At 63.2% G+C, this 20,295-nt stretch carries 25 protein-coding genes; 2 read left to right on the forward strand and 23 right to left on the reverse strand.

Annotation, left to right across the window (positions count from 1 at the left end):
- Positions 1-3 precede the first annotated feature (3 nt).
- The 13 genes from rpsM to rplN form a co-directional block, all read right to left on the reverse strand.
- Entirely contained in the window at positions 4-369 is a 366-nt protein-coding gene (rpsM, locus tag ACAM42_RS32140; protein ID WP_013544105.1) for a 30S ribosomal protein S13, read from the reverse strand.
- A gap of 23 nt (positions 370-392) precedes the next feature.
- Entirely contained in the window at positions 393-506 is a 114-nt protein-coding gene (gene rpmJ / locus ACAM42_RS32145; protein WP_013544106.1) for a 50S ribosomal protein L36, read from the reverse strand.
- 66 nt (positions 507-572) lie between these two features.
- The gene (gene secY / locus ACAM42_RS32150) at positions 573-1,886 is read right to left on the reverse strand and encodes a preprotein translocase subunit SecY (protein WP_056576979.1); all 1,314 of its coding nucleotides are present in this window, start codon (positions 1,884-1,886) and stop codon (positions 573-575) included.
- Between the two features lie 27 nt (positions 1,887-1,913).
- The gene (gene rplO / locus ACAM42_RS32155; protein ID WP_056576982.1) at positions 1,914-2,345 is read right to left on the reverse strand and encodes a 50S ribosomal protein L15; all 432 of its coding nucleotides are present in this window, start codon (positions 2,343-2,345) and stop codon (positions 1,914-1,916) included.
- A gap of 11 nt (positions 2,346-2,356) precedes the next feature.
- Positions 2,357-2,539 carry a 50S ribosomal protein L30 gene (gene rpmD, locus ACAM42_RS32160; protein ID WP_019653974.1) on the reverse strand — a complete coding sequence of 61 codons (183 nt, stop codon included), beginning with the start codon at positions 2,537-2,539 and terminating at the stop codon, positions 2,357-2,359.
- Positions 2,540-2,574: 35 nt separating this feature from the next.
- Entirely contained in the window at positions 2,575-3,093 is a 519-nt protein-coding gene (gene rpsE, locus ACAM42_RS32165) for a 30S ribosomal protein S5 (protein ID WP_056576983.1), read from the reverse strand.
- 18 nt (positions 3,094-3,111) lie between these two features.
- Complete coding sequence (rplR, locus tag ACAM42_RS32170) at positions 3,112-3,477, reverse strand: 50S ribosomal protein L18 (RefSeq protein ID WP_056577252.1); 366 nt, start codon at positions 3,475-3,477, stop codon at positions 3,112-3,114.
- 14 nt (positions 3,478-3,491) lie between these two features.
- Positions 3,492-4,025, reverse strand: a complete 534-nt coding sequence (gene rplF / locus ACAM42_RS32175; RefSeq protein WP_062474819.1) for a 50S ribosomal protein L6 — start codon at positions 4,023-4,025, stop codon at positions 3,492-3,494.
- Between the two features lie 24 nt (positions 4,026-4,049).
- Complete coding sequence (gene rpsH / locus ACAM42_RS32180) at positions 4,050-4,445, reverse strand: 30S ribosomal protein S8 (protein ID WP_062474816.1); 396 nt, start codon at positions 4,443-4,445, stop codon at positions 4,050-4,052.
- Between the two features lie 20 nt (positions 4,446-4,465).
- Positions 4,466-4,771 (reverse strand): 30S ribosomal protein S14, encoded by a 306-nt coding sequence (gene rpsN / locus ACAM42_RS32185; RefSeq protein ID WP_056576989.1) that lies wholly within the window; start codon positions 4,769-4,771, stop codon positions 4,466-4,468.
- 8 nt (positions 4,772-4,779) lie between these two features.
- On the reverse strand, positions 4,780-5,319 hold the full coding sequence (gene rplE, locus ACAM42_RS32190) for a 50S ribosomal protein L5 (protein WP_056576993.1): 540 nt from the start codon (positions 5,317-5,319) through the stop codon (positions 4,780-4,782).
- An 11-nt stretch (positions 5,320-5,330) separates the two neighbouring features.
- A complete protein-coding gene (rplX, locus tag ACAM42_RS32195) occupies positions 5,331-5,663 on the reverse strand; it encodes a 50S ribosomal protein L24 (RefSeq protein WP_369630560.1) in 333 nt (110 codons plus the stop codon).
- 12 nt (positions 5,664-5,675) lie between these two features.
- On the reverse strand, positions 5,676-6,044 hold the full coding sequence (gene rplN, locus ACAM42_RS32200; RefSeq protein ID WP_009124801.1) for a 50S ribosomal protein L14: 369 nt from the start codon (positions 6,042-6,044) through the stop codon (positions 5,676-5,678).
- Between the two features lie 257 nt (positions 6,045-6,301).
- Between rplN and ACAM42_RS32205 the strand changes: the two genes are divergently transcribed.
- Both ACAM42_RS32205 and proC read left to right on the forward strand, forming a co-directional pair.
- Positions 6,302-7,438 (forward strand): esterase-like activity of phytase family protein, encoded by a 1,137-nt coding sequence (locus tag ACAM42_RS32205; protein ID WP_369632827.1) that lies wholly within the window; start codon positions 6,302-6,304, stop codon positions 7,436-7,438.
- A complete protein-coding gene (proC, locus tag ACAM42_RS32210; RefSeq protein ID WP_369630561.1) occupies positions 7,435-8,292 on the forward strand; it encodes a pyrroline-5-carboxylate reductase in 858 nt (285 codons plus the stop codon). Before ACAM42_RS32205 ends, proC begins: the two co-directional genes overlap by 4 nt.
- A 13-nt stretch (positions 8,293-8,305) precedes the next feature.
- Here proC and ubiA read toward each other — a convergent pair whose 3' ends face one another.
- The 10 genes from ubiA to ACAM42_RS32260 form a co-directional block, all read right to left on the reverse strand.
- A complete protein-coding gene (ubiA, locus tag ACAM42_RS32215) occupies positions 8,306-9,169 on the reverse strand; it encodes a 4-hydroxybenzoate octaprenyltransferase (protein WP_369630562.1) in 864 nt (287 codons plus the stop codon).
- A 91-nt stretch (positions 9,170-9,260) separates the two neighbouring features.
- Positions 9,261-9,845, reverse strand: coding sequence for a Dps family protein (locus ACAM42_RS32220; RefSeq protein ID WP_369630563.1), 585 nt, complete (start codon positions 9,843-9,845; stop codon positions 9,261-9,263).
- Between the two features lie 136 nt (positions 9,846-9,981).
- Entirely contained in the window at positions 9,982-10,947 is a 966-nt protein-coding gene (locus ACAM42_RS32225; RefSeq protein WP_062474802.1) for a LysR substrate-binding domain-containing protein, read from the reverse strand.
- Positions 10,948-11,020: 73 nt separating this feature from the next.
- The gene (locus ACAM42_RS32230; RefSeq protein WP_369630564.1) at positions 11,021-11,764 is read right to left on the reverse strand and encodes a hypothetical protein; all 744 of its coding nucleotides are present in this window, start codon (positions 11,762-11,764) and stop codon (positions 11,021-11,023) included.
- A gap of 434 nt (positions 11,765-12,198) precedes the next feature.
- On the reverse strand, positions 12,199-12,882 hold the full coding sequence (locus tag ACAM42_RS32235) for a hypothetical protein (protein ID WP_369630565.1): 684 nt from the start codon (positions 12,880-12,882) through the stop codon (positions 12,199-12,201).
- On the reverse strand, positions 12,879-15,092 hold the full coding sequence (locus tag ACAM42_RS32240) for a hypothetical protein (protein ID WP_369630566.1): 2,214 nt from the start codon (positions 15,090-15,092) through the stop codon (positions 12,879-12,881). The genes ACAM42_RS32235 and ACAM42_RS32240 overlap by 4 nt, the downstream gene beginning before the upstream one ends.
- 11 nt (positions 15,093-15,103) lie before the next feature.
- Positions 15,104-17,737 carry a type VI secretion system Vgr family protein gene (locus ACAM42_RS32245; RefSeq protein ID WP_369630567.1) on the reverse strand — a complete coding sequence of 878 codons (2,634 nt, stop codon included), beginning with the start codon at positions 17,735-17,737 and terminating at the stop codon, positions 15,104-15,106.
- Positions 17,738-17,890: 153 nt separating this feature from the next.
- Complete coding sequence (locus tag ACAM42_RS32250) at positions 17,891-18,409, reverse strand: hypothetical protein (protein WP_369630568.1); 519 nt, start codon at positions 18,407-18,409, stop codon at positions 17,891-17,893.
- Positions 18,406-19,320, reverse strand: a complete 915-nt coding sequence (locus ACAM42_RS32255; RefSeq protein ID WP_369630569.1) for a DUF6708 domain-containing protein — start codon at positions 19,318-19,320, stop codon at positions 18,406-18,408. The genes ACAM42_RS32250 and ACAM42_RS32255 overlap by 4 nt, the downstream gene beginning before the upstream one ends.
- Before the next feature lie 95 nt (positions 19,321-19,415).
- Positions 19,416-20,294 (reverse strand): DUF6708 domain-containing protein, encoded by an 879-nt coding sequence (locus tag ACAM42_RS32260; protein WP_369630570.1) that lies wholly within the window; start codon positions 20,292-20,294, stop codon positions 19,416-19,418.
- Position 20,295 lies beyond the last annotated feature (1 nt).

The following is a 20,295-nucleotide window of genomic DNA, read 5'->3' on the forward strand; positions in this document are numbered from 1 at the left end:
TCCTTATTTCTTCAGGGACTGCGCAGCCTTGCGCGGACCCTTGCGGGTGCGGGCGTTGGTGCGCGTGCGCTGGCCGCGCATCGGCAGGCCGCGACGGTGACGGAAGCCGCGATAGCAGCCGATGTCCATCAAACGCTTGATGTTCATCGTCGTCTCGCGACGCAGATCGCCTTCGATCGTGAACAGAGCGATCTGGTCGCGGATCTTTTCGAGATCGGCGTCGGTCAGATCCTTGATCTTCTTCGAATATTCGATGCCGCTCGCTTCGCAGATTTGACGGGCGCGGGTGCGACCGATACCGAAAATGGCGGTCAGGCCGATTTCAGCGTGCTTGTGCGGCGGGATGTTGATGCCAGCAATACGTGCCATGTGCGTCCTCTAATACTCTTCAATCAACCCTGGCGCTGCTTGTGGCGCGGGTCGGTGCAAATCACACGCACCACACCTTTACGGCGGATGACCTTGCAATTACGGCAGATGGTTTTGACCGAAGCCGAAACTCTCATTTCATTCTCCTAAAACTGTTTAACGTGGCGGTCTACCGCCCGGACTCAATACTGAAACTCACAGCCCTACGATGTCTTGAAGTTCGCCTTCTTCAGCAGCGATTCGTACTGCTGGGACATCATGTAGTTTTGCACCTGGGCCATGAAGTCCATCGTGACGACCACGATGATCAGCAGGGAGGTACCACCGAAGTAGAACGGCACGTTGTACTTCAGGATCAGGAACTCGGGCAGCAGGCAGACGAAGGTGATGTACACCGCGCCAGCCAACGTCAGGCGAACCAGAATCTTGTCGATATAGCGAGCGGTCTGGTCACCCGGGCGAATGCCAGGAATGAACGCACCACTCTTCTTCAGGTTGTCGGCCGTTTCCTTGCTGTTGAACACGAGTGCCGTGTAGAAGAAGCAGAAGAAAACGATCGCAGCGGCGTACAGCAGCACGTAGATCGGCTCGCCCGGACGCAGTGCGCTGGCGATGTCCTTGATCCAGCGGAAGCCACCGTCACCAGCGCTGAACCAGCCCACCACCGTTGCCGGCAGCAGAATGATCGACGACGCGAAGATCGGAGGAATCACACCGGCCATGTTCAGCTTCAGGGGCAGGTGCGACGACTGACCGCCGTAGACCTTGTTGCCGACCTGGCGCCGCGCATAGTTCACGAGGATCTTGCGCTGACCGCGTTCCACGAACACCACGAAGTAGGTGACCAGCACCACGACCGCGATGATGAAGAGCGCAACGATGGGGTTCATCGCACCGGTCGTCACCAGCGAAGCCAGGCCGCCGATCGCACCGGGCAGACCGGCCGCGATACCTGCAAAGATCAGGATCGAGATGCCGTTGCCCAGGCCGCGTTCGGTGATCTGCTCGCCGAGCCACATCAGGAACATCGAACCTGCCGTCAGGCTCACCATGGCGGTCAGGCGGAAGCCGAAACCGGGGGCGATCACCAGACCAGCCGACGATTCGAGGGCCACTGCGATGCTGAACGACTGGAACAGAGCCAGGCCGAGCGCGCCATAGCGCGTGTACTGCGTGATCTTGCGGCGACCGGCCTCGCCTTCCTTCTTCAATTGCTCGAAGGTCGGAAGCACGTAGGTCATCAGCTGCATGATGATCGACGCCGAGATGTACGGCATGATCCCCAACGCGAACACGGTGAAACGCGACAGCGCCCCGCCCGAGAACATGTTGAACAGGCTCAGAATGCCGCCCTGCTGGCCCTGGAACAACGCTGCCAGCTGGTCCGGGTTGATACCCGGCACAGGAATGTGCGCGCCAATCCGGTAGACCACGAGCGCGAGCAGCAAAAAGACGAGCCGACGACGGAGGTCGCCGAACTTGCCTGTTTTTGCGATCGTTGCCGCGTTAGTTGCCACGAAGAACTTCTTTCAGTCCGATGGTGATCAGGCGAGGCTGCCGCCGGCTGCTTCGATCGCAGCCTTGGCACCAGCGGTCGCACCCACGCCCGTCAGCTTGACGGCCTTGGTGAGTTCGCCGGTCTTGATGATCTTGACGACCTTGGCGAGCTGGCCCACGAGGCCGGCTTGCTTCAGTGCCAGGACATCGACTTCGGCCAGGCCGAGCTGCTCAAGAGCAGTCAGCGTGACTTCGGCGTTGTACTTCAGCAGGTGCGACTTGAAGCCGCGCTTGGGCAGGCGACGCTGCAGCGGCATTTGACCGCCTTCGAAGCCGACCTTGTGGAAACCGCCTGCGCGCGACTTCTGGCCCTTGTGACCGCGACCTGCGGTCTTGCCGATGCCGGAGCCGATACCGCGGCCGACGCGACGCTTGGCGTGCTTGGCGCCAGCTGCCGGCTTGATGCCATTGAGTTCCATATCAGTCTCTCTTACAGAACTTTGACCAGATAACTGATCTTGTTGATCATGCCGCGCACTGCGGGCGTGTCTTGCAGCTCGCTCACGCTGTTGAGCTTGCGCAGGCCGAGGCCACGCACGGTCGCGCGATGCGATTCCTTGGTGCCGATCGGGCTCTTCACCAGCTGCACCTTGAGGGTTTGTTGTTGCGTCATTTGAATGCTTCCTTCAGCCTTGCGAGAGCTTGCGCTCAGGCGAAGATTTCTTCGACGGTGAGACCGCGCTTGGCAGCCACTTGGCCGGCCGTCGTCGAGTTCTTCAACCCGTCGAGCGTGGCGCGAACCATGTTGTAGGGGTTCGACGAACCATGGCTCTTGGCCACGATGTCGGTGATGCCCATGACTTCGAACACGGCGCGCATCGGGCCGCCGGCGATGATGCCGGTACCCTTGGGAGCCGGGTACATCACGACGGTGGCAGCACCGTGGTGACCTTGCACCTGGTGGTGCAGCGTACCGTTCTTGATCGGAGCCTTGAACAGGTTGCGACGGGCTTCTTCCATCGCCTTCTGCACGGCAGCAGGCACTTCCTTGGACTTGCCCTTGCCCATGCCGACGCGGCCATCGCCGTCACCGACCACGGTCAGCGCTGCGAAACCGAGGATACGACCACCCTTCACCACCTTGGTGACGCGGTTGATCGCGATCATCTTCTCGCGCAGACCGTCCTCAGGACCTTCGTTCTGCGTTCTTGCTTGAATCTTTGCCATTTTGAATCTCGTGTCCGATTAGAACTGCAGACCGGCTTCGCGGGCTGCCTCGGCCAGCGCCTTGACGCGGCCGTGGTAGGCGAAACCTGCGCGATCGAAAGCGACCTTCTCGACGCCGGCAGCCTTCGCCTTTTCAGCGATGCGCTTGCCGATGGCGGTGGCAGCGGCGGCATTGCCACCCTTGCCCGAGGCGCCGAGTGCTGCGCGCACTTCGGCTTCGGCGGTCGATGCGGTTGCGATCACCTTGGTGCCGTCGTCGGAGATGACGGTGGCATAGATGTGCAGGTTGGTGCGGTTCACCGTGAGGCGAGCCACGCCCTGCGTCGCAATGCGGATGCGGGTCTGGCGCGAGCGGCGAAGACGCTGTGCTTTTTTGGTCAACATCATTTTGCTGCCCCTTACTTCTTCTTGGTCTCTTTGATCACGATCTTCTCGTCCGCATAGCGGATGCCCTTGCCCTTGTAGGGCTCTGGCGGACGAACAGCGCGGATCTCAGCGGCGATCTGGCCGACGCGTTGACGGTCAGCGCCCTTGATCACCACTTCGGTCGGGGTCGCGGTGGTCACCGTGATGCCTTGCGGCATGTCGATGTTGACCGGGTGCGAGTAACCGACTTGCAGGTTCAGCTTGGCGCCGGACGCTGCAGCCTTGTAGCCGACGCCGACCAGGTTGAGCTTCTTCTCGAAGCCCTTGGTCACGCCAACCACCATGTTGTTCACCAGCTGGCGAATCGTGCCGCTCATCGCATTCGCTTCACGCGAATCGTTGGCGGGCTCGAAGCTCAGCTTGCCGTCCTTGTTGACGACATTCACCAGCGCGTTGCGAGCCAGGCTGAGCGTGCCGCCCGTGCCCTTGACGCTGATCTGGTCTTCCTTGATCGACACATCCACGCCTGCGGGGATGGCGACCGGCATTTTTCCTACTCGGGACATTTCAGTAACTCCTCGATGTCTCGGTTAGGCGACGTAGCACAGAACTTCGCCGCCGACACCGGTGGCGCGCGCCTTGCGGTCGGTCATCACGCCCTTGGGGGTCGTGACGATCGCAACGCCGAGGCCGTTCTGGACTTGCGGAATGGAAGTGCTGGCCTTGTAGACGCGCAGGCCGGGGCGGCTCACGCGCTCAATGCGCTCGATGACCGGACGGCCAGCGTAGTACTTCAGCGAGATTTCAAGTTCGCTCTTGCCGGCTTCGGTCTTGACCTGGAAGCCGTCGATGTAGCCCTCGTCCTTCAGGACTTGTGCGATCGCGATCTTCACCTTGGAAGACGGGACCGACACGGTGGGCTTCGCCACCATCTGCGCGTTACGGATACGCGTCAGCAGGTCGGCAATGGGATCACTCATGCTCATGTTGTTTGCTCCTGCCTGGCTTACCAGCTGGCCTTGGTGACACCGGGGATGTCGCCGTTGAAAGCCAGTTCGCGGATCTTGGCGCGGGCCAGACCGAATTGACGGAAGGTGCCACGGGGGCGACCGGTGATTTCGCAACGGTTGCGCTGGCGCGTGGGGTTCGCGTTGCGCGGGAGCTTTTGCAGGGCCAGGCGGGCCGCTGCGCGCTCTTCGTCGCTCTTCTTCGCGTCGTTGGAAGTTGCCTTCAGTTCTGCGTGCTTCGCAGCGAACTTGGCAACCAGCTTGTCGCGCTTGAGTTCGCGCTGGATCAAAGATGCTTTAGCCACAGATCACCTCAGTTCTTGAACGGGAAACGGAAGCCAGCGAGAAGCGCCTTGGCTTCTTCGTCGGTCTTGGCCGTCGTCGTGATGCTGATATTGAGACCGCGCAGGGCGTCGACCTTGTCGTACTCGATCTCAGGGAAAATGATCTGCTCTTTGACGCCGATGTTGTAGTTGCCACGGCCGTCGAATGCGCGACCCGAGATACCGCGGAAGTCACGCACGCGGGGCAGCGCCACGGTGACGAAACGGTCCAGGAACTCGTACATGTGCACGCCACGCAGCGTGACCATGCAGCCGATCGGCTGGTTTTCGCGGATCTTGAAGCCGGCGATGGCCTTCTTCGACTTGGTGACCACGGGCTTCTGGCCAGCGATCTTGGTCAGGTCGGCGACAGCGTTGTCGAGGACCTTCTTGTCGGCGACTGCTTCACCCACACCCATGTTCAGGGTGATCTTGGTGAGACGCGGAACTTGCATCGGCGACTTGTAGCCGAACTTTTCCGTCAGGTCTTTCGCAATCTTTTCGCGATAGTGTTGTTGGAGACGTGCCATGTGAGTACCTCTTAGGCGAACTTGATTTCGTCGCCGCTGGACTTGAAGACGCGAACCGCGACGCGCTTGCCGTCAGCACCTTCGGAGATCTTGATGCCCACGCGATCGGCCTTGCCGGTCGCGGCATTGAAGATCGCCACGTTGGATTGGTGAATCGGCATGGACTTCTCGACGATGCCACCGGTCGTACCCTTGAGGGGGTTCGGCTTGGTGTGCTTCTTGACGAGGTTGATGCCGTCGACGATCACATGCGAGTCGTCTGCGCGCAGCGACACGGTGCCGCGCTTGCCCTTGTCACGACCGGCCAACACGATGACCTGGTCGCCTTTGCGAATCTTGTTCATGGCGTTGTGTCCTTAGAGAACTTCGGGTGCCAGCGACACGATCTTCATGAACTTCTCGGTGCGCAGTTCGCGCGTGACCGGTCCGAAGATGCGGGTGCCGATGGGCTCCAGCTTGGCGTTGAGCAGCACGGCGGCATTGCCGTCGAACTTGACGAGCGAGCCGTCAGCACGACGGATGCCCTTGGCGGTGCGGACCACCACTGCGCTGTAGATCTCGCCCTTCTTGACGCGACCACGCGGAGCGGCTTCCTTGATGCTGACCTTGATGACGTCGCCCACGCTGGCGTAACGCCGCTTGGAGCCACCGAGCACCTTGATACACAGGACGGATTTCGCGCCCGTGTTGTCGGCCACTTCGAGCCGGGATTCAGTTTGGATCATTTCTTGATATTCCCAACTTGTACCGATGAGCCTCCAGGAGGGAGACACCGCGGTCAGTCTTGGGCCCGTCGTCCACGCCTCGAACCACTCGAGACGCTTCCGCTTTGGGCTGAAAGCTTCGCCTTTTGAAAGCGAAGCCCGCGATTGTGGCACCCATGCCGGGCGATGTCAACTGCCTCATCACGCGAACTTCGACAGCCGCTAGACTTTGTGGCGTGCGCGCCCCCATCCACCCCCTCGTTTCGCCGCCTTCCGTGCTGCGCCGACGCCTGCTGGCGGGCGGCGCGGGCCTGCTGGGGCTGGGATCGCTGGGGCTTGCGGGATGCCGCAGCGCAGCACCGGCACCGGACACCGGCCGGCTGCAGCGCCTGGGGGAAGCCCGCTGGGCGCACCGACGCTCTATAGAGAACACCACGGCAGGCGGCCTGTCCGGCATCGACTACGACACCGCCAAAGGTGAGTACCTGCTTCTCAGCGATGACCGGTCAGACCTGGCTCCCGTGCGCTGCTACACCGCGCGTTGGCCCCAGCCGACCGACGCCGCTCCCGAGCCCACCAGCGTTGTCCAGCTGCAACGCCCCGGCGGCGGCCCCTGGCCCGGCCGGCGCCACGCGGTCGACGGCCTACCCGTTCCCGACCCCGAGGCCCTGCGCCTGCGCCCCTCGGCCGGCACCTTGCTCTGGACCAGCGAAGGCGACCTCGCCCGCGGCTTCGGCCCCGCCCTGTACGAATCGGCGCGCGATGGCCGCTTCCTGCGCGAATTCGCCCTGCCGGCGATGTTCGCCCCGGACCCGACCCAGCGCCGCGGTCCGCGCGACAACCTGACGTTCGAAGGCTTGGCCCTCACGCCGGACGACCGTTCGGCCTGGCTTGCGATGGAAAACGCCCTGGTCCAGGACGGCCCCGTCCCGACCACCACCACCCCCGGCGGCCCCTGCCGCTTCACCCAGGTCGACCTCGCGACCGGCCGCGCCGTGCGCCAGATCGCCTACGTGCCCGACGCCATCCCGCTGCGCCCGCTGGTGCCGGGCACCTACGCCGACAACGGCGTGAGCGAGGTGCTGATGCTCGACGCCCACCGGATGCTGGTGCTGGAGCGGGCCTACGCCACCGGCGCCGGCAATTCGCTGCGCCTGTATGAAATAGACACCCGGGCCGCCGACGACGTGCTCGCCATCGACGCCCTCGCCCCCGGCAATCATCGCCCGGCCGCCAAGACGCTCGTGGCCGACTTCGCCACCCTGGGCCTCTCGCGCCTGGACAACACCGAGGGCATGTGCTGGGGCCCACCGCTGCCCGACGGCCGCCGCCTGCTGGTGGTCGTGAGCGACGACAATTTCAACCCGCTGCAAGTGACGCAGTTCGCCGCCTTCGCCTACACCGACCGACCATGACCATCGCCGTGACCTTCCTGCCCCGCACCGCGCCGGGCCCCCTGCCCCCCATCGCCTTCATCGGCGGCGGCAACATGGCCAGCGCCATCATCGGCGGCCTGATCCAGCAAGGCGTCGCGGCCGACAACTTCGAAGTGGTCGAGCCTTTCGAGGAAGCCCGCACCAGGCTGGCCCAGTCCTACGGCATCGTCGCCAGGGCCGAGGCCAGCGAGGCCCTCGCGCGCTGCGCCGTGGTGGTGTGGGCGGTCAAGCCCCAGACCTTTGCCGAAGCCGCCCGTCCGGTGCGCGCCTTTGCGGCCGACGCCCTGCACCTGAGCGTGGCGGCGGGCATCCCATCCGACAGCATCGCCCGCTGGCTCGGCACCGAGCGCGTGGTGCGCGCCATGCCCAACACGCCCGCCCTGGTCGGCAAGGGCATGACCGGCCTCTTCGCGCGGCCCGGCGTCGAAAGCGCCGACCGCGCACGCGTCGGCCAGCTGCTGGCACCGACCGGCGAGCTGATCTGGGTCGACGCCGAACCCGCGCTCGACGCGGTGACCGCCATGTCGGGCTCCGGCCCGGCCTACGTGTTCTATTTCATCGAGGCGATGACCGAGGCCGGCGTCGAGATGGGCCTCACGCCCGACCAGGCCCAGCGGCTGGCCATCGGCACCTTCACCGGCGCCTCGGCGCTGGCGCACAGTGCGACCGAGCCACCGTCGGTGCTGCGCGAACGCGTGACCTCCAAGGGCGGCACGACCTACGCGGCCCTGAGCGCGCTCGAAGCCTCCGATGTGAAGGGCCAGTTCAAGACCGCCATCCGCGCGGCGCAGAAGCGCGCGGCCGAGCTGGGCGAGGAATTCGGGCGCGGCTGACCCGCCCGGTGGGCTATCGGAGGGCGTAGCCCGCCACGATGCCCACGAACACCGCGAAGCCCAGCCAGTGGTTTTCGCGGAAGGCCTTGAAGCAGCCTTCCCGCGTGCGGTCATGGATCAGGCGCCAGTGCCAGAGCGCCTGGGCTACCGCCGCGGCAATGCCTACATAGAAGAGAACCCCGAGCGATCGGCTGGCACCGGCCCAGATCCAGACCGCCAGGAAGATCGCGTAGCTGGCCATCACCGCCGCCACGTCGAAGCGGCCGAAGGTGATCGCCGAGGTCTTCATGCCGATCTTCAGGTCGTCGTCGCGGTCCACCATCGCGTATTCGGTGTCGTAGGCCAGCACCCAGAACAGGTTGCCCGCCAGCAGCCACCACGCAAAGGCCGGCACCGTCGACTGCACCGCGGCAAAGGCCATCGGGATGCCGAAGCTGAAGGCAATGCCCAGCACCGCCTGCGGGATCGACACGAAGCGCTTGGCGAACGGATAGATCAGCGTGATCGCCAGGGCCGCGAACGACCACAGCACCGTCGTGCGGTTGGTGGTGAGCACCAGCCCGAAGGACAGCAGCGCCAGCACCGTGCCCAGCCCCAACGCCTCCTTGACCGACATCGCGCCGCTCGTCACGGGCCGCTGGGCCGTGCGCTTCACGTGGCGGTCGAAATCGCGGTCGGCCACGTCGTTGACGCAGCAGCCTGCACTGCGCATCAGGAAGGTGCCGAGCGTGAACACCGCGAGCAGGTGCAAACCGGGCCAGCCGTCGGCCGCGAACCAGAGCGCGCCCAGCGTGGGCCACAGCAACAACAGCCAGCCGGCCGGCCGGTTCCAGCGGATCAGATCGAGGTAGAGCGCGAAACGGCGGGCGAGAGGCATGCGAAAAGCGGCAAGGCAGACGTCAAAAGAGCGGCCATTGTGCCGCTCTCTGAAGGGGCTCCCGGCATGTCGGGAGATCAAGACGCCGTCATCAGTCCTCGAGCAGCGAGCGCAGCATCCAGGCCGTCTGGTCGTGCACCGTGCAGCGCGCGGTCAGCATGTCGGCGGTCGGATCGTCGCCGGCCTCTTCGGCCACCGGGATGAACTCGCGCGCGATGCGCGACACCGTTTCGTGGCCCTTCACGAGGATGCGCACCATCTCCATCGCCTTGGGTGGGGTCTGCGGCACGTCGGGCACGGTGGCGATCTTGCTGAACTCGGCGTACGAGCCCGGCGCGTAGTGGCCCAGCGCGCGGATGCGCTCGGCGAGCACGTCCGTCGAGCCCCACAGCTCGGTGTACTGCGTCATGAACATCGCATGCAGCGAGTTGAAGTGCGGCCCCGTCACGTTCCAGTGGAAGTTGTGCGTCGTGAGGTACAGCGTGTAGGTGTCCGCCAGCACCCGGCTCAGGCCTTCGGCGATGGCCGCGCGGTCCTGGCGTTCGATGCCGATGTTGATGATCGGCGCATTGCGGCTGCCCGACTCCTGCGCGACGACGGCGCCGCCCTTCTTGGGCACCTTGCCGGCGGAAGCTGCGGGCGACGGGGACTTGGTTTTCTTCGAGGGTTTGGCCATGGCGGAGGGGTCTTTCTTGAAGTTGGGTGACAACACCGAAATTCTGAAAGCCGGCAGGCGGCTTCGCAACAGCTTCACTCTATCCCAGCGATCAGCGATCCCAAACAGCCCGCGCGTAGGCGAAGGCCCCGAATCGCTAGGAGAGTCGTTTGACACCCGGCAGCTCGCACGCGTAGATCGCGTTGCGCAGCGCCGCAATGGCCTCGTAGCGCGTGAAGGTGCGGCGCCAGGCCAGCACCACGCGGCGCATCGGCGGGTCGCGATCCTGCGCGTCGCGCACGGGCAGGTAGCGCACCATCTGCTCGGGCTCCTTGCGGCCCTTGACCTTCGGCTTGAGCGCCTCGGCCGGCACCGACAGGCGTGGCACCAGCGTCACGCCCATGCCCGAGGCCACCATGTGCTTGATGGTCTCCAGCGACGAGCCCTCGAAGCTCTTGCGGATGCCCTCGGCGTTGCTCGAGAAGCGCGCGAACTCGGGGCACACCTCGAGCACGTGGTCGCGAAAGCAGTGGCCCGTGCCCAGCAGCAGCATCGTCTCGCTCTGCAGCTCTTCCGACGTGATCGACTCGCGGTCGGCCAGCTTGTGCTTCACGGGCAGCGCCGCCATGAAGGGCTCGTCGTACAGCGGCGCCATCGCCAGGCCCGTGTCGGGAAAGGGCTCGGCCATGATCGCGCAGTCGATCTCGCCGGCGCGCAGCATTTCGAGCAGCTTGACCGTGAAGTTCTCCTGCAGCACCAGCGGCATCTGCGGCGTGCGCGCGATCACCTGGCGCACCAGGTCGGGCAGCAGGTACGGGCCGATCGTGTAGATCACGCCCAGGTTCAGCGGGCCGGCCAGCGGGTCCTTGCCGCGCTTGGCGATCTCCTTGATGCTGGCGGCCTGGTCGAGCACGCTTTGGGCCTGCTGGACGATCTGCTCGCCGAGCGGCGTCACGGTCACTTCACCGGCGCTGCGCTCGAAGAGCTTGACCTCGAGTTCGTCCTCGAGTTTCTTGATGGCCACCGAAAGCGTCGGCTGGGACACATAACAGGCCTCGGCCGCCTTGCCGAAGTGCCGCTCGCGGGCGACTGCGACGATATATTTGAGTTCGGTGAGAGTCATAGCTTGCGTCAATTATGCGCAAGGGTCTGTGACCCGGCTGGGGCGGGGTTAAAAGCCGCGGGCTGCGCTGCGCTCAGCCGGGGCGGCTCCAGACCCATTGCACCGGCTGCCCGCCGCTCGAAGGCATTGGCTCGCCCTTCGTGACCGCCGCGCTCACACGCAGGTCGGTCAGGCAGGCCCAGATGCCCGAGCGGGGGCACTTTTGGCCCGTGTCCGCAAACAGCAGCTCATCGCGGCGCATGCGGTGCCCCTGGACCTGCGCCGAGCCATCGTCCTGCACGGAGAAAGCGACGCGGCCGGACGCGGCACGCTCTTCGAAGATCTCGATGGCGCCTTGCAGGGCGATGAAGAAATCCCAGTCGGACAGATCCTGTTCCGCCGCCGCGGCGGTAAAGTCGGCCTGGTACAGGCGTTGATAGCGCTCGGCGTTGTAGTCCAGCTCGAAGACGACCTGACCTGTTGCAGCATCCATCAGCCGGAACTGGCTGAAGCCTTGTCGCAAGCGCCCGTCGCCATACCGCGACGGAGCGATCTCGCTGCGCAGGACGGGCGAGAGCATCACCACTGAGCCGTCGTCGCGCTTCTGGCAGATCTCGAACACAGCGCCGTCGTCGCTGCGAAAAACGAACTTCTCATCGTCCGTCCAATAGCTGTAGTAGCGCTTGTCGTTCTCGATCGTGTAGCCGCCTTTGACCGGGAGATCGGCGAGCACCGACGCGCCTGGCGGTTTCTCGGCGTCGTCGACTGGGCGCCAGCGGCCGGTTGTGGGGTCCAGGTCGATGAGGTCTGAGGCGGTGTGATGCAGGTAGAGCCACATGCGACTATTTCTTTGCTCGGCACTTGGCTGCTTTCGAGGACTCCTCTTTTCCGCTGCCGGGCAGCGCAGCTGCCTCGCAGCATCCGAATTTTCTGAGCAGCTGCGGACTGGCTTGCGATGTTGCCGGACCACGCGCGTAAGCGCCATTGCGAATCACCACAGGCATCGGTCCAGCCCGAGGGGCGAGCTCCTACTTCATGCCGGTCCAGTGCACTTTTCTTCGCTTTGCTCTGATTGGCGAGATGCGCGAGTGCGATGCGTTGCCCTCTGCAGGTGCAAGTGCGAACTCGCCTGCGGGGAGCCTGCGTTTTGGTGTGACCCGAGTCACCCACGCGCACGAGCGTGGTGTCATAGGCCCAGGCTGCAAGACCAACATCGCCTGCACCCAGGGTTGTTGGCACCTCAGCCAAAAACGCTCCTCCATCCGAAGTCGTCTATTGCACCAGTTCGATAGACCGAAACAGTTTTTCAACAGCGTCGACCTCTTCGATTGCCACACTGTCGTCGACCCTCAATAGAACGGAACTATAGGCTGCAGAAATTTTATTCTTTTTAAAGAAGGAGAAGTGCCGCTCCATGAATTGAGGTTCATTTTTTTGACTCCGATAAACTATCGTGCACACCAAAAAATCCCCCGAATTATTCTTCCAGTGCTGAACGCTTGCATCCGGATTTACCACCCCTCCAGACTCCTGCACTATTTTCGCAGCTCTCTGCTGATATACCGGCCACTCATTGACTGCCTGCAAAAATTTACTTTCATCAAAAAAATACCTACCTCTAGAAGCCTCGTATTTTACAAAATCAAAAATTGGCCCTGGGGGAGTTGTTCGATCCTTCCTCACGTACAAATAAGGCTTCTTTTCTTTCTGAGTCCTCTGCTCGCTCCTCTCATTGTCTCTCTCCAGTCTTACGACCAAAACTTTTGCTTCGGCGCTTTTCCATTTTTGACACGCTCCCTCATCGGAAGAGGATTTCAACTGCTCCAAGCTAAATCCGTAAGTTTTGAATTTTATTGAGCTGCATAGATTGAAACTCTCAGCTTCACCAGCATGAAGACATACAGAAAAAACAAAGATCAGGGGAATAAAACAAAAGATCCGAAGAAATTTTTTCATTTGATCCTCTTGAAATCATTGGGGGCGTTAGGCGAATCATTGACGGCATGCCATGCATGCAAAAAACCTGGCCACCGAAGCTCGGAAAAATGGTATTGAGCCGGATTTATGCATTTCGTCACTTGCCTCGCGTCATCTTCCTCCGCGCCTTGATCTGCCCAGTAACTTATTCCCAGTTTCCCCATCGGAACGAGCTTCTTGTTTTTTCCCATGGAGTATCTTTGCTTTGAAATCCAATAATACCCACTGGCATCACAAGTCAGGCTTGCGTCTGTCGCAAGCGATGAAGAGCCAGCATCCGTTACGTAAATATTTGAGTCGCCCTTGAATCTTCCGTAATTCTCATAATTCGATCGGCCTGTAATCTGAATGATTCCACGGCCTTTGAACCTTACGCCATCTCCAACGTCCGTGTTCCCCAGCTTTGCACCTTGATCAGTTCCTGGCTCATATTTATCAAAGTACGAGGCGCCGCCTTTTTCGATCATCGACTCGAGCCTGCCAGTCTCTTCAATCAATTGACCGAAAAGATGAGCTGAGCGCAATGATGAAGCAAGCCCGTACTTGCGCATCATTTTCTGAAGTGGAACATGCAGGCCTTGCGGTCGTCCGCCTTTTGCGGTGATTGACAAAGAAGTTTCCAGATAGGAAACAATGGTTGATCGAGTTATCAAGAGTTTGTCCACGTTTCGAACCAACCTCACAACATCATCTTTGCTCAACCACCCGCATTTCCTGAAGTGTTTGATGAACTCCCTCGGGTGAAAGTGCCAGTGCTTGATCGTCAGGCGCGCCTTGTCTTCGGCGGGAAGCTCCTCCCAGAAGCAAAGCTTTTGCGCAAAGTCAGTCATTTCCGTGAAGTCCGTCTCGTCCTCCAACGGGTACGGCACGTAAGGGTTGCCCTTGTCGCGTGTCCATGCCCAGCGCTTGCGCACCTCGTCTTTGGCCCACTCCGTGGGGAACTTGCAGACCGTTTTGGCCAACTTCGCTTGAACAGCGGGTTTGCACAAGTTCTGCTTTCGGTTGGCCGCCTTTTGCTCCGGCGTGGTTGCAGCGCCTTCCGGCGCCTGCGGTGCTGGCACGGAAGGGCTGGTCATGTCCGGGGGGCTACTGGGTGGTGCCGCGGGCTGGGCCGCTGGGGCCAGCATGGCATCGATCAGGGCCGAGTTGCACTGGCTGTTGTCGTCCTGGGTATCGTCGTCAATGAGCTTCCAGTCTGACCAGTGGGGGAAGTCGGCATCACTGAATTTCCTGGTGTTGCTGGCATTCAGGTCGAGCCAGACGCCCCCGGGCTGTCCGGGGACAACGACCTTGCGCCAATGGGCCGCATCGTTGGGCAGTGGGTCGCTGCCCAGCTTGCGACCGAAACGCAGCAGTTCGTACCAGCCGCTGGGGCTGCTGGTGGCTTGGGCGGTCGCGCTGAGGCGACCATGGCGCGTGTTCGCTTCGGTATAGAGGTTGTACTCAGCGTCGGTTTCCGCGATTCCCGCACTGACAACCTCGCCGGTGAGTTGGTAGGTGGTCAGTGTGGCGTTAGCAGCCTCGTACCTGATGCCGACGATCAGATCGGCACCGCCGCTGTCACCTGCCGCCGCAGGCAGGGTCGCGCCGGTTGGTTGTGCGCTGTAGTACGGGGTCTTGGCAGGCACCAGCACATAGACCTCACCGTACACCGCGTCGGCGCGACCGTCACTGGTGAGCGGCAGATCGCCAGTGTTGCGCCCCACAAGGCTCCGAGTATCGGCATCACCAGCAACAATCTCCAGGTGGATGCAGTTGGCGCGGCCATAGATGGTGCCGGCCAGTCCCAGCTTGTCCTTGCGGTAGACGATCTGATTGACGGCCGGCAGATTGGCATCGAGCAGGCGCAGGTGCTGATAGATGGAGTAGTAGACAACTTCAACTGCGGTGGCGTCGTTGGCGCCGATCTCGGTCTTGTGGCGAATCACGACACATCCCGTCGAATGGTCTTGCGCGTCATAGCGGGCGGTGCCGCCATCGCGCCGGAAGATCACGGTGCCATCGGCGATGGCGCGCACCGGCTCGTCGGCCGTGGGAGCGTTGATGTGGATGCCGCCATGCCAGGCCATTGCCTGGCTGACGGGAAATGCGCCGCTGCCGACGATACCGCCGGGCATCACGTCGCTGACGCACTGTTCGCTGTAGACGGGGATGTCCGGCTGAGACAGAAAGGGTGGGCTGATGATCATCGCGTGCTCGCCTAAACCGAAAACTTGAACTTGCGGGGCGGTGGTGTGACATTCGGTGGCTCTTCGAACACCGCTATGCCCGTGGGCAGTGCCGGCAACTTTGCAGGCTTTCCTCCCGGGCCCACGAAGCTCTTGGTCGTCCCCTTGATGTCCAGCAGCCCCGGCATCTTCAAGGTGATGTTCATCCCATCCAGCTCGATGCTCGTCTGCCCACCCTTGAGCGTGATCTTCTGCTGCGCCAGCACATGGATCTCGTCATTGCTGCTGGTGACCGTGAAGCCTTCCTTGGCCAGCCATTCGAGTTCGTCGGTGTGCGCCTGCACGCTCACCGGCCCGTCTTGCGCGATGACCTGGATGCCGCCCTTGTGGCTGTACAGCCCCACGGACTTGGCGGCCGCAAAGCTCACGGTCTTGCCCGCCGCGATGTGGGCCTGCGCCTGGGCAGTCCAGTGGATCGCCTCGCCCGCGTACACAGTCGCGCTGGCGGGCGTGGCCATGTTCAGGCTCATGGCCGCATCGAGCACCATGATCGGCCGGGCGAAGGCGGGCACGGGGTCTTGCCCTTCGCGTGAGCCTGCGCCCTCTCCACCCTTCGGCTCGCGCGCGTCCTGCCCGTTGACGCTGCCGGGATAGTGCCCGTTCTTCTGCGGATCGATGTCGTCGATGAGCGGCTGCAGCAGCGCCGTGGCGCTCAACGCCAGGGCCTTGGCGCCGCCGGCCGCATCGGACAGCTTCTGCGCCTCGCGCAGCGCACCCGCGAGCTGGCCGCGCACGCTGGTGGTGTCCTGCACACTGCCCGCCGCGCGTTCCTGGGCGAGCGTCGAGATCAACAAACCCTCGCCGGCGCGCGTGGCGACCCAGGCGTCGGAGCGCAGTTCGGCGCCGCTGCCGCGCCAGGCACCGCGGCTGCTCTCGTCGGGCGACTGGGCGTTGAGGTGGCCCAGGTTCAGCTGGCTCGCGGCGTGCGAGCTGGCCAGGCGGGTACGCACCTGACCGGGCGCGTCGTCGGCGATCCACTGGTTGTAGCCGCTGCCGTCGAGCGCGCGGCTGTGCCAGCCCGAGAGCACGCCCGCATGGTTGGCCGACGAGTCGGTGCCGGCCGACCAGGGCGGCAGGTCCTGTCCGTTGTACAGCTGCTGGGCGACCACCGGTCGGTCGATGTCGCCTTCGATGAAGGACACGAGCACTTCGGAACCCACACGCGGCAGGTGATGTGCGCCCCAGTTGGGACCGGCCACGGGTGCAGCCACGCGCAGCCAGACGGACTGGCGATTGCTCGCGTGGCGACCGGCGGCGACCAGGCTGCCTTGTCCGCTGCCCGTCGATTGCTGCTGGCCTGCACGCTGGGCCTGCCAATGGAAGCGCACCTGCACCCGATGATCGCGCTGCGTGTGGACGGCGGTCGGTGCCTCGTCGTCATCGCCGCCGACCACGAGCGCGACCATGGCCTCGGGGGCCGTGGGCTTGGGGCGCCATAGCGGCACGACCTGCGCCTCGGCCGGCTGGGCCTCGAAGCTGTTGCGGTAGCTGCCCTTCTCGAGCTCGCCGGCCTCGAGCACCTGCGCGGCCTGTGCGCCGAGGTTGTTGGCCGCTTCGTGGCGCACGCGCAGCGCGAGGAATCTGCGGCCGTCGTAGCGGTCGTGCTGCGTCAGCGTGAAGCGCTCGCCGGCACCGAGCTGTCGCACGCTGCCCGCGGCGCCGTAGCGCTTGATGCGCGATTCGAAGGCCACCAGCTGCTGCTCGGCGCGGCGGGCGGCGGTGGCGCTGTCGGCATAGCGCTGCGCGCCGGTGCCGTCGTAGTGCTCCAGCACGGGCACCTCGCCCACGGCCAGCGCGCTCTGCACTGCGCCGGTGGGGGCCTGCAGCACGCTGGCGTCCCAGGCGTTGCGCATGACGGCGTTGGTGGTGACCTGGCGCCGGCTGCTCCAGGCGGTGATGGCGTCGGTCGCTTCGGTGGCGTCGACGCGGTGGAAGCGGATCTGCGAAAGGGCGCAGTCGGGCGGGGTTGCCGCGCGATCGAAGATCACCAGGCGGTGATGCGAAGGCGTGGTGTTGCCACTCCCGCCACCGGTCGCCTGCTGCTCATGCTCGAAGCGAAAGCTCAGCCCTTCTTCCGCCAGCAGGCGCAGCACGAAGGCCAGGTCCGACTCGCGGTACTGCACGCAGGTGGGCCGCACGGGCATCTCCTGCGTGACTTCGAAACTGAAGCTCGCGGTCGTGTGGTCGGCGAACACTTCACTGACGATGTCCTGCACGTGCTTGGCGGCATACACGAAACTGTCGCGGCGCAGGCCCAGCGCGGCGAGCCAGGGCTGCAGATGCAGCCGGTAGCGCGCCAGACCGCCGTCACCGCCCAGCGCATCGACGGCCGTGAGGTAGCCGTGCCAGGTGCGAAAGCTGCCGTTGGCCAACAGCAGGCGCAGGCTCAACTCTTCGCCGATCAGCGCGAACGGGTCGAATTCGCTCGAGGTGGCGAGGGTGTCGATGGTGAAGTCGAAGAGTTCATTGAGCCCCTCGGTGCCGGTGAAGCGCTCGACGACGACGGCGTTCTGCGGCGCCGACGTGGGCAGCTGCAGCTTGATGAGCCGCGCCTGCTCCGACAGCCGCGCGACGTTCAGGCCTTCGAGCTTCCATGGCGTCGGCATGAAGCTGCTTGATGTGTCTGATGACATGGATATCCACCTCCCTGGTGTCAGTGCCGGTCGTGCCGGTCTTCGTTCGATGCATGGCCGCGCGCGATCTTCCCGCCCTGTCGGTTCAGGGGCTGGCCGATCGGCATCGCGTGGACCGGAAAAATCCTAGTTCGCCAACGTTGCATGTGCGTTTGCTGTGCCACAGCTGAATTTCATGACCGTAGGCGGCGGAAACACGGTGTTCGATCCGAACAGCCGGTAGCGCTTTGCATTGATCGTGACGGTCTGGGTGAACGAGCCGGTCAGTCCCAGGCTGGACGCGGTCGGGTTCGTCTCATCGAAGCTCAAGATCTGCGCAGGCAGGAACGGATCTTTGGGCATGTCGAGTACCACATGAATGGCGGCTGTCGGGACGGTTTCATTTCCAAGACGGATTCCGAACCAGCTGCGCGTCACGAACGTGGAGGACTTTTCCAGCCACGCGTCATGGACCGAGCAATCGCCAAAGGACGGTGCATCGAAACGAAGCTTCGCCAACAGCCTTCCCTGGGCCCGGCTCTCGTCGCTCGATACCGCGGTTGAAGTGTCGGAAGTGCTCGTGTTCACCCGATAGCCGCGGTACGCCACAGCCGATGCGATGAGGACTGCAACAACAACTGCGGCAAGTAGAGCGAATCGCTTCATAGGGCAAAAGAACGGCTGTGCAGCGCGCAGGCCACACCGGCCACACCCGCCAGCCGGGCAACCTCTTCCACACTCAACGCCGGCCCGCCAGCCGCTGCAATGACCTCCGGCGGCAACTCCGGCAGCTTGCCCGCACCGCTGGTTCGTAAGGTCTCGCCCGGCTGGATGGCCAGGCCGCCCTCTTCCATGTAGCGCCGGATGTGTTCCCACAGACGCCAGAGTGCAGCGTCTTCGTACCAGCCGAGGTAGCCGATCAAGGCGATGCCTTCCAGCTTGCGCGGATTCCGGGCCTCGCCCCACAGCAGGCGCAGCACATGGGTGTCGCGGGCCGCCTCGCCGGTGAGTTGCATGACCTTGTAGCTGCGGGCCTGCAAATCGTCCCACGAGGTGGTGATCACTTTGTCGATGCCCACGCGCTCCCAGAAGCGCCAGAAGCGCAAGCGCCCCAGCACGCAAATACTGACCTCGCGGGTCTTGCGGTTGAAGACCACGGGAATGTCGCGAGGGGCTAGGTGGGACATCCTCAGGGCGAAGGAGAAGGGGAAGAAGCCAGTCGCAAGAATGATGCTCCCGCTAACAAGAAAAAAAATACTCCGAGACATCAATCCTTCCCAGAGAAACCAGGCCCCGAATCCCATGAATCCCAAAAAGAAAGCCGCATAGGTATTCCCATTCCCCACTGTCTCCCCGGTTCCAAAGGGCGCGCCAATCTCAATCGCATGCGGATGTACAGCCAACAGCGAATCGCAGGTGCTGGCGCTCTCGTGCACGGGCTGCTTCTTGTCCCCGGGCGCCACACGCGTGATCGTTCCATTGAGCATCGGCCGCAGCACCTCGCCGATCTCGTCAAACTGCGTCTCCTCCCCTTGCCAATCCGGCAGCAGCACGTTGTATTCGGGTAACTTTTTCATGTCACGCCGTCATCCCGTCACCGTCGGCATCGATTGATTTCTTGACAGCCGCCTGCGCCTGACTGGTGAAGATCGAGTGCACGTCAGCTTGCACCCTAAGCCGCCGCATCGGCCGCACCCGCCAGCCGGGTAACCTCTTCCACACTCAACGCCGGACCACCGGCCGCTGCAATGACCTGCGGCGGCAACTCCGGCAGCTTGCCCGCACCGCTGGTGCGCAAGGTCTCGCCCGGTTGGATGGCCGGGCCGCCCTCTTCCATGTAGCGCCGGATGTGTTCCCACAGACGCCAGAGGGCAGCGTCTTCGTACCAACCGAGATAGCCGATCAAGGCAATGCCTTCCAGCTTACGCGGGTTCCGGGCCTCGCCCCACAGCAGGCGCAGCACATGGGTGTCGCGGGCCGCCTCGCCGGTGAGTTGCATGACCTTGTAGCTGCGGGCCTGCAAATCGTCCCACGAGGTGGTGATCACTTTGTCGATGCCCACGCGCTCCCAGAAGCGCCAGAAGCGCAAGCGTCCCAGCATGCAGATGCTGACTTTTCGGGTCTTGCGATTGAAGACGATGGGGATATCTCGGGGAGCAAGGTGAGACATGCGAAGGGCAAAAGAAAACGCATAAAAACCAAGCAAGAACATTGCCGCGCTCAGCGCCCAGCCCAAGACATCAGCACCTCTTGGTGTCATCCATCCCCCCAAACCCATAAGTCCCACCGAAAAGAGAATGTATGTATTTCCCGTCCCGATCACCTCTCCCGTACCCATGGGCGCACCGATCTGAATCGCATCCGGATGCACTGCCAGCAACGAATCGCAGGTGCTCGCACTCTCGTGCACCGGCTTCCGCTTATCGTCAGGCGCCACGCGCGTGATCGTTCCATTGAGCATCGGACGCAGCGCTTCGTCGATCTCGTCAAACTGCGTCTCCGGCCCTTGCCAATCCGGCAGCAGCACGTTGTATTCAGGTAGTTTCTTCATG

This window comes from Variovorax sp. V35 (assembly GCF_041154465.1).
GTDB lineage: Bacteria > Pseudomonadota > Gammaproteobacteria > Burkholderiales > Burkholderiaceae_C > Variovorax > Variovorax boronicumulans.

Coding starts and splice junctions, on each gene's coding strand:
- rpmD (WP_019653974.1), bottom strand. CDS start 2,539: ATGACGCAACAACAAACCCTCAAGGTGCAGCTGGTGAAGAGCCCGATC.
- rpmJ (WP_013544106.1), bottom strand. CDS start 506: ATGAGAGTTTCGGCTTCGGTCAAAACCATCTGCCGTAATTGCAAGGTC.
- ACAM42_RS32240 (WP_369630566.1), bottom strand. CDS start 15,092: ATGATCATCAGCCCACCCTTTCTGTCTCAGCCGGACATCCCCGTCTAC.
- ACAM42_RS32245 (WP_369630567.1), bottom strand. CDS start 17,737: ATGCCGACGCCATGGAAGCTCGAAGGCCTGAACGTCGCGCGGCTGTCG.
- ACAM42_RS32260 (WP_369630570.1), bottom strand. CDS start 20,294: ATGAAGAAACTACCTGAATACAACGTGCTGCTGCCGGATTGGCAAGGG.
- ACAM42_RS32250 (WP_369630568.1), bottom strand. CDS start 18,409: ATGAAGCGATTCGCTCTACTTGCCGCAGTTGTTGTTGCAGTCCTCATC.
- rplE (WP_056576993.1), bottom strand. CDS start 5,319: ATGGCACGTCTCCAACAACACTATCGCGAAAAGATTGCGAAAGACCTG.
- rplO (WP_056576982.1), bottom strand. CDS start 2,345: ATGGAACTCAATGGCATCAAGCCGGCAGCTGGCGCCAAGCACGCCAAG.
- rpsH (WP_062474816.1), bottom strand. CDS start 4,445: ATGAGCATGAGTGATCCCATTGCCGACCTGCTGACGCGTATCCGTAAC.
- ACAM42_RS32220 (WP_369630563.1), bottom strand. CDS start 9,845: ATGGCCAAACCCTCGAAGAAAACCAAGTCCCCGTCGCCCGCAGCTTCC.
- rpsM (WP_013544105.1), bottom strand. CDS start 369: ATGGCACGTATTGCTGGCATCAACATCCCGCCGCACAAGCACGCTGAA.
- ubiA (WP_369630562.1), bottom strand. CDS start 9,169: ATGCCTCTCGCCCGCCGTTTCGCGCTCTACCTCGATCTGATCCGCTGG.
- rplN (WP_009124801.1), bottom strand. CDS start 6,044: ATGATCCAAACTGAATCCCGGCTCGAAGTGGCCGACAACACGGGCGCG.
- rplF (WP_062474819.1), bottom strand. CDS start 4,025: ATGTCCCGAGTAGGAAAAATGCCGGTCGCCATCCCCGCAGGCGTGGAT.
- rplX (WP_369630560.1), bottom strand. CDS start 5,663: ATGAACAAGATTCGCAAAGGCGACCAGGTCATCGTGTTGGCCGGTCGT.
- ACAM42_RS32225 (WP_062474802.1), bottom strand. CDS start 10,947: ATGACTCTCACCGAACTCAAATATATCGTCGCAGTCGCCCGCGAGCGG.
- rplR (WP_056577252.1), bottom strand. CDS start 3,477: ATGTTGACCAAAAAAGCACAGCGTCTTCGCCGCTCGCGCCAGACCCGC.
- ACAM42_RS32235 (WP_369630565.1), bottom strand. CDS start 12,882: ATGAAAAAATTTCTTCGGATCTTTTGTTTTATTCCCCTGATCTTTGTT.
- ACAM42_RS32255 (WP_369630569.1), bottom strand. CDS start 19,320: ATGAAAAAGTTACCCGAATACAACGTGCTGCTGCCGGATTGGCAAGGG.
- proC (WP_369630561.1), top strand. CDS start 7,435: ATGACCATCGCCGTGACCTTCCTGCCCCGCACCGCGCCGGGCCCCCTG.
- rpsE (WP_056576983.1), bottom strand. CDS start 3,093: ATGGCAAAGATTCAAGCAAGAACGCAGAACGAAGGTCCTGAGGACGGT.
- ACAM42_RS32230 (WP_369630564.1), bottom strand. CDS start 11,764: ATGTGGCTCTACCTGCATCACACCGCCTCAGACCTCATCGACCTGGAC.